At 35.8% G+C, this 6,341-nt stretch carries 4 protein-coding genes; all 4 read left to right on the top strand.

Annotated elements, in window-relative coordinates:
• Positions 1-5: 5 nt before the first annotated feature.
• Positions 6-365: a DUF134 domain-containing protein gene (locus Q7P22_RS07175; RefSeq protein ID WP_303862461.1), complete on the top strand. Its 360-nt coding sequence runs from the start codon at positions 6-8 to the stop codon at positions 363-365.
• A gap of 424 nt (positions 366-789) precedes the next feature.
• Positions 790-2,718: a VWA domain-containing protein gene (locus tag Q7P22_RS07180; protein ID WP_303862463.1), complete on the top strand. Its 1,929-nt coding sequence runs from the start codon at positions 790-792 to the stop codon at positions 2,716-2,718.
• A 7-nt stretch (positions 2,719-2,725) separates the two neighbouring features.
• Positions 2,726-3,772: an ATP-binding protein gene (locus Q7P22_RS07185; protein WP_303862465.1), complete on the top strand. Its 1,047-nt coding sequence runs from the start codon at positions 2,726-2,728 to the stop codon at positions 3,770-3,772.
• A gap of 25 nt (positions 3,773-3,797) precedes the next feature.
• Positions 3,798-6,341 (top strand): cobaltochelatase subunit CobN (locus tag Q7P22_RS07190; RefSeq protein ID WP_303862468.1); only part of this gene is annotated, 2,544 nt, incomplete at its 3' end.

Below are 6,341 nucleotides of genomic sequence, written 5' to 3' on the forward strand. Positions count from 1 at the left end.
TAATTATGCCAAGACCAAAAAAATGTAGAAGAGTTTGTTGCCTTCCGGATAATAGCAAATTTGGACCACTTGACGTAGAAAATGATGAGAATAATCACCTTATTATGGCCGTAGATGAATATGAGACCATAAGGTTAATCGACTTTGAGGGATTGAATCAAGAAGAGTGTTCTCTTAGGATGAATGTAGCTCGCACTACAGTACAGGCTATCTATAATAATGCTAGAAAAAAGCTTGCTGAATTTTTAGTAAATGGCAAAGTCCTTCATATTGCTGGTGGGGAATATCAATTATGTAATGAGACCATCAAGCCATGTGGCAAATCCTGTTGCAGTGAAGCGAAATGCAAACAAAATATTTTATGAGTAATCTTTTTAAAATATCATTACCTAGGAATATATAAATATGTAAAATTTATTAGGGATAAAGTATGATAAAGGATATAAAACAGGCTACTAATATAGTAAAGGACGAAAACCAGTTAAGCATAGTAATGGATATGAAAACAGGAAACTTTGACTTTTTATAGACAAGGTATATTATATTATGCTATACTACTTTGTAATCGAGTTAAGAAAACTCTAAGATTATCTACATAAAATATAATTTTGTACTTTATAATCCTATTAATAATTAAATAATGGGTGTTATGTTATACTAAACTGATGCTTAAGAGAAGTGTCTAGTGATCAGGAGATCATAAAAAATGGTAACGTTTTTTATGATCTCTTTTTTTGTGGTTTCATATGACAAAGGTTTTTTAGAAATAGAGGTTGGAGGTCGTCACAAATGCAAACTTATAAATTTCCTTTTTCTGCAATTGTTAGTCAAGATAAAATGAAGAAGGCTTTGCTATTAAATGTGATAAACCCACGGATAGGTGGATTGTTAATAAATGGAGAAAAAGGAACAGCAAAATCAACAATGGTTCGCGCACTAGCAGATTTAATCGATCAAAAGTTTTTTGAGTTGCCATTGTCCATTTCGGAAGATATGCTGGTTGGTACAATCAATATTGAAAAGACGATAAAGAATGGAAAAATTTCCTTTCAACAAGGGTTACTTGGAAAAGCCAATCATGGAATTCTTTATGTGGATGAAGTGAATCTACTTCCCGATCATATTGTGGATGTGATTTTATCTGTTGCTTCCGATCATGTGAATCGCATTGAACGTGAAGGAATGTCACTTGTAGAAGAAAGCGATTTTATACTAATTGGGACTATGAATAGTGAGGAAGGGTTTTTACGCCCTCAGTTTATGGATCAATTTGGGCTATATGTTTATGTTGAATCTGAAAAAAACCCGAATAATCGAGTTGAAATTTTAAAGCGAAGGCAGTTATATGATTGCAACCCAAGTGCCCTTTATGAAGAGTTTAAAAATAAAGATTTACAGATGAAACAATTCATAAAACAAGCACGCGAAACCTTTAAAAGAGTAACCGTCACGGAGGCAGATTTAAAAAAAATTATAGAGCTTTGCATCCAAGCAAATGTAGATGGTCATCGTGCAGATATAGTTATGCGAGAAACAGCTATGGCAATAGCAGCTATGAATCTTAGAACAACTGTAATCGCGGAAGATATAGAAGAAGCTGCATATTTTGTACTAATGCACAGAAAAAAAACGGAAGATGAAAAATCCCATCAAGAACAGAAGCAAGAGCAACAAGAAGAACATCAACAAAAAGATCAGCAGAATGACCAGCAAAAGGAAGAACAGGAGACGAATGATCAAAACTTAGAAAATGAAAACATAGATCCTTCTGAGGTTTCACAACAAGAAGATCAAAATGAAGGGACAGAACAGGACAAAGACAAAACAGATAATGTAGATGAGCCTTCACAAAAGCAGGGTAAAAGCAAAACTAATGTTCAAAACTTTGAAACTGGAGATTCATATAAGGTGCGAAAATTTGGTTTCAAATCTGATAGAAAAGCTAGATCTGGTCAAGGAAAGAGGACTACAATACGTTCAGCTGTTAAATCAGGGCGGTACTTGTATAGCACAATGCAGTGGAAAAATAATGACCTAGCATTTGATGCAACGATACGTGCTGCAGCACCTTTTCAAAAAGTCCGTAATAAAAAAGATTTAGCTATTGCAGTACACAGCAGCGATATCCGTGAGAAGGTTCGTCAGAAAAAAATATCTAATTTGCTTGTATTTGTAGTAGATGGAAGCGGTTCCATGGGTGCAAACCAAAGAATGGTGGAGACAAAAGGTGCAATTCTTTCTTTATTGCAGGATGCGTACATAAAAAGAGATCAAGTTGCCCTTGTAGTCTTTCGGGGAGATTCGGCAGATGTCGTACTTCCACCTACAAAAAGCGTAGTGAGAGGTTATAAACTACTTGAAACGATAGCAACGGGAGGGAAGACACCCCTTAATGCAGGAATAGTAAAAGGTTTACAAGTCATAAAAAACGAACAAATCAAAAATCAAAATGTAATGCCTATGCTTATTATTATTACAGACGGTAAAGGAAATGTGCCACTTAATGCTGGACAGAATCCGAGGAAAGAATTAATGTCCATGTCCGAAAAAATCAGAGAGAACAAAGACCTTGAATTTATGGTGATCGATATTGAAGCGAGAAATCTTTTGAATTTTGGAATTGCAAAAAAACTTGCGGATAGTTTAGGAGCTTCCTATTTTAAACTAGATGACTTAAAAAGTGATTCAATACTTAAATTAATAGATTATGTGAGGTAGGAAAATAATGGAAAAAACTATAAAAAAGACTTATGCATTCCCATTTACAGCAATCGTAGGTCAAGAGGAAATGAAAATGGGCCTGATATTAAATGTAATCGATCCTAAGATAGGCGGTATCCTTGTATATGGAGAAAAAGGAACAGCAAAATCAACGGCAGTACGTTCAATTGCAGAGCTCTTACCAGAAATAGAAGTAGTAAAGGGATGTCCATTTCATTGTAATCCAAATGATCCAAAAACAATGTGTGATGATTGTTTGAAAAAATATAATCATGGAGACAAATTGGAAAGTGAAAAAATGAAGATGAAAGTAGTCGATTTGCCAGTTTCTGCAACGGAAGACCGAGTTGTAGGATCTCTAGACATTGAGGAAGCGATTAAAAGCGGAAAGAAAAAATTTGAACCAGGCGTTCTTGCGCAAGCCAACAGGGGAATTCTCTATGTAGATGAGATTAATCTGCTAGATGACCATATTGTTGACTTGCTGTTGGATTCAGCGGCAATGGGGGTCAATACGGTTGAGAGGGAAGGTGTTTCATTTTCCCATCCCGCCAATTTTGTTTTAGTTGGTACGATGAACCCAGAAGAAGGAGATTTAAGACCACAGTTATTAGATCGTTTTGGATTTAGTATTGAGATTAACGGAATTCGTGATCCTGAAAAGCGAGTTGAGATCGTAAAATCTCGCAGTGAATTTGACGCGTCACCAGCAGAATATATTGAAAAATGCAAGGATGCTGAAGAAAGTCTCAGGAAAAAAATTGTTGATGCTATGGATAAATTACTAAATGTTTCTATTTCAGATGCCATTTTACTTATCAACGCTCAGATTGCTATTGCTTTAGAAAGTGACGGACATCGTGGGGATATAACAATGATGAAAGCATCAAAAGCGATGGCGGCCTTTGATGGAAGGGATTATGTGACGGAGGAAGACGTGAAAAGTGTGGTTAAGATGGTGTTTTTGCATCGTTTAAAATCCATGCCCTTTGAAAAAACAAAGTATTTTGATATGGATAAGATCAACCAAATTATTGGTGGAGAAAATTGATTTTATATAGCGGAAGGAGATACTCATGAGCCGGATTTTTTTTGCAACTTGGCATGGAAGTTATCAGATGATAAAGAGAGCTTCCAGTTTTATAGATTCGAGAATTGATTTGTCCATTTTTTCAGGAAAGGAGTTAGAAGATGGATGGACAAGTTTAGAGGAATGTCTTGATAAAATTGAAGAAGCTGATTTAGTAGTATATTATGTTACCCAAAGTTTCAGTATGTGGGGAGATATATTAGAAAAAGCAAAAAGCTGTAACAAAAAAATCTTATATGTGGGCACCGATGCTACAGAATATATTAAGGATTATGAGGACATTGAAAAAACAGCAAAATGTAATTTATATACTACATATGGCGGAATCGAGAATTATGGACAGATGGTCAACTATTTAGCTAGCCTTTTAGATGATGAAATCTCATTTAAAGAGCCCTGTGAAATGCCCTGGGAGGGAATTTATCATCCGGATTTTTCTCAAATGATAACGTCATCAGAGGCTTATTTTGAGAAGTGTCCACCTTCGCCAAAAGGCATCATAGGACTCTTGTTTTCTCGATCTAATTGGGTAAATGATGATTTAGCCATCGAAAATACATTAATACGTATGATTGAAGAAAATGGATATTCCGTATTGCCTGTATTTACGGCTATAAAAGAAGATCTAGACCTTGGCTGCAAAGGGGCAGCCTCAGCAGTAAATGAATTTTTCTTTGATAAACAGGGAATGCCCTATATACATGTAATGATTAAAATGCAGGGTTCTTTTTTAATGGACCGTTCTATTGTGGATGAAAATAATATACCAGAATCTGTAAACCTGTTAAAACGCCTTAACTGCCCTGTCGTTCATCCAGTAACTACTTCTACGATGTCTAAGGATGAATGGCTAAATGATCCTTTTGGTACTTTAAGTGATATGGGATGGTCCATAGCTCTTCCAGAAATGGAAGGTGTTATTGAACCAATTTTAATTGGTGCCACCCATAAAACATCGGATTTAGATAATATGGAAGCCATTGAAGAACGATGTAAGAAGCTGATAAGCCGTGTAATACAATGGGCAAATCTTGCTCAAAAAGAAAATAAAGACAAAAAAGTTGTATTTGTTTTAAATAGCTTCCCTTGTGCTTCTGTAGAAGCAGGTGTAGGCGGAGGTGCAAATTTAGACACCTTTGAAAGTATTGTCCATATCCTAAAAAATATGAAAGAGGCAGGGTATGAGTTAGAAGAAGTTCCAGAAAGCGGAAAAATTTTGAGCGATACCCTCATGTCGAGAAAGGCGATTTCAGAATTTCGCTGGACTACTGTAAAGGAGATTATAAACAAAGGGGGCGCTTTAGACTATGTGTCTAAAGAACAATACCAGCAGTGGTTTAATGAGCTGCCAGAATGTGCTCGCAAGAGAATGACTGAAAGCTGGGGTAATCCTCCAGGAGAAGAGATAGACGATATTCCTCCTGCAATGATATACGAAGATAAGATTGTCATTAGTGGCCTTAATTACAAAAATGCATTAGTTAGTGTGCAGCCGAAACGTGGTTGCGCTGGAGCAAGATGCGACGGTACAGTATGCAAAATTCTTCATGATCCAAATGTACCGCCAACACATCAATATGTTGCTACCTATAAATATTATGAAAAAAAATATGAGGCAGATATTTTAATTCATGTAGGTACCCATGGCAATCTCGAATTTTTGCCAGGAAGAGGGACTGGATTAACGGATGGATGTTATCCGGACATAGTTGTGGGAAATATGCCTTTTCTATATATTTATAATTCAGATAATCCTCCGGAAGGAATTATAGCAAAGCGTAGAGGCTTAGGCACACTTGTAGATCATATGCAAACAGTACTTACAACAAGTGGTTTATACGACAACTTAGAGGAACTTAACACATTATTAGAAAAATATGAAAAATTAAAAACGTCAGATAAGACTCAAGCCCACTTGCTAGAGCATTTAATTAAAGAGGAAATTGAAAAATGTAATTTAGATAAGCAGATTAATTTAGATAATTATCATGATGAATTTAACCGGATTACTGAGCAGGCCCATCAGCTGTTGACCGTTATTAGAAACACGCAAATTCAGGATGGTCAACACATTTTTGGAAAGCTTCCACAGGGTAAAGAGCGCTTGGAGTTTATTAATTCTATTATACGGTATGAAGGATTAGAAACAACTTCCCTACGATCTGCCTTGTGTAAACTCTTTGGCCTTGATTTTCAGTATCTGCTTGCAAATAGCGCTGAGATATCAACAAAATATTTAAAGTCAAATGGGGCTATTATTTCTGATTTAGATACCATCAATAAAAATATCATCAGCGTTTTTCTCGCTGGAATGGATATTGATGTTACAATGGATATTTTCCTAGATTATGAGCTTGGGGATTTATCACAAATAAACATAATAAACATGCAAAAAGAGCGTGTTCTTGATATTAATAAAAGGATTGATCAATCAAAAGAAATCCATTCATTAATGGAAGCTATGGATTCAAAATTTGTCGAGCCAGGACCTGCTGGGGTAATAACAAGAGGGCGCAATGATGTCCTGCCT

The organism is Alkalibaculum bacchi, from assembly GCF_937875145.1.
GTDB classification, from domain to species: domain Bacteria; phylum Bacillota; class Clostridia; order Eubacteriales; family Alkalibacteraceae; genus Alkalibaculum; species Alkalibaculum bacchi_A.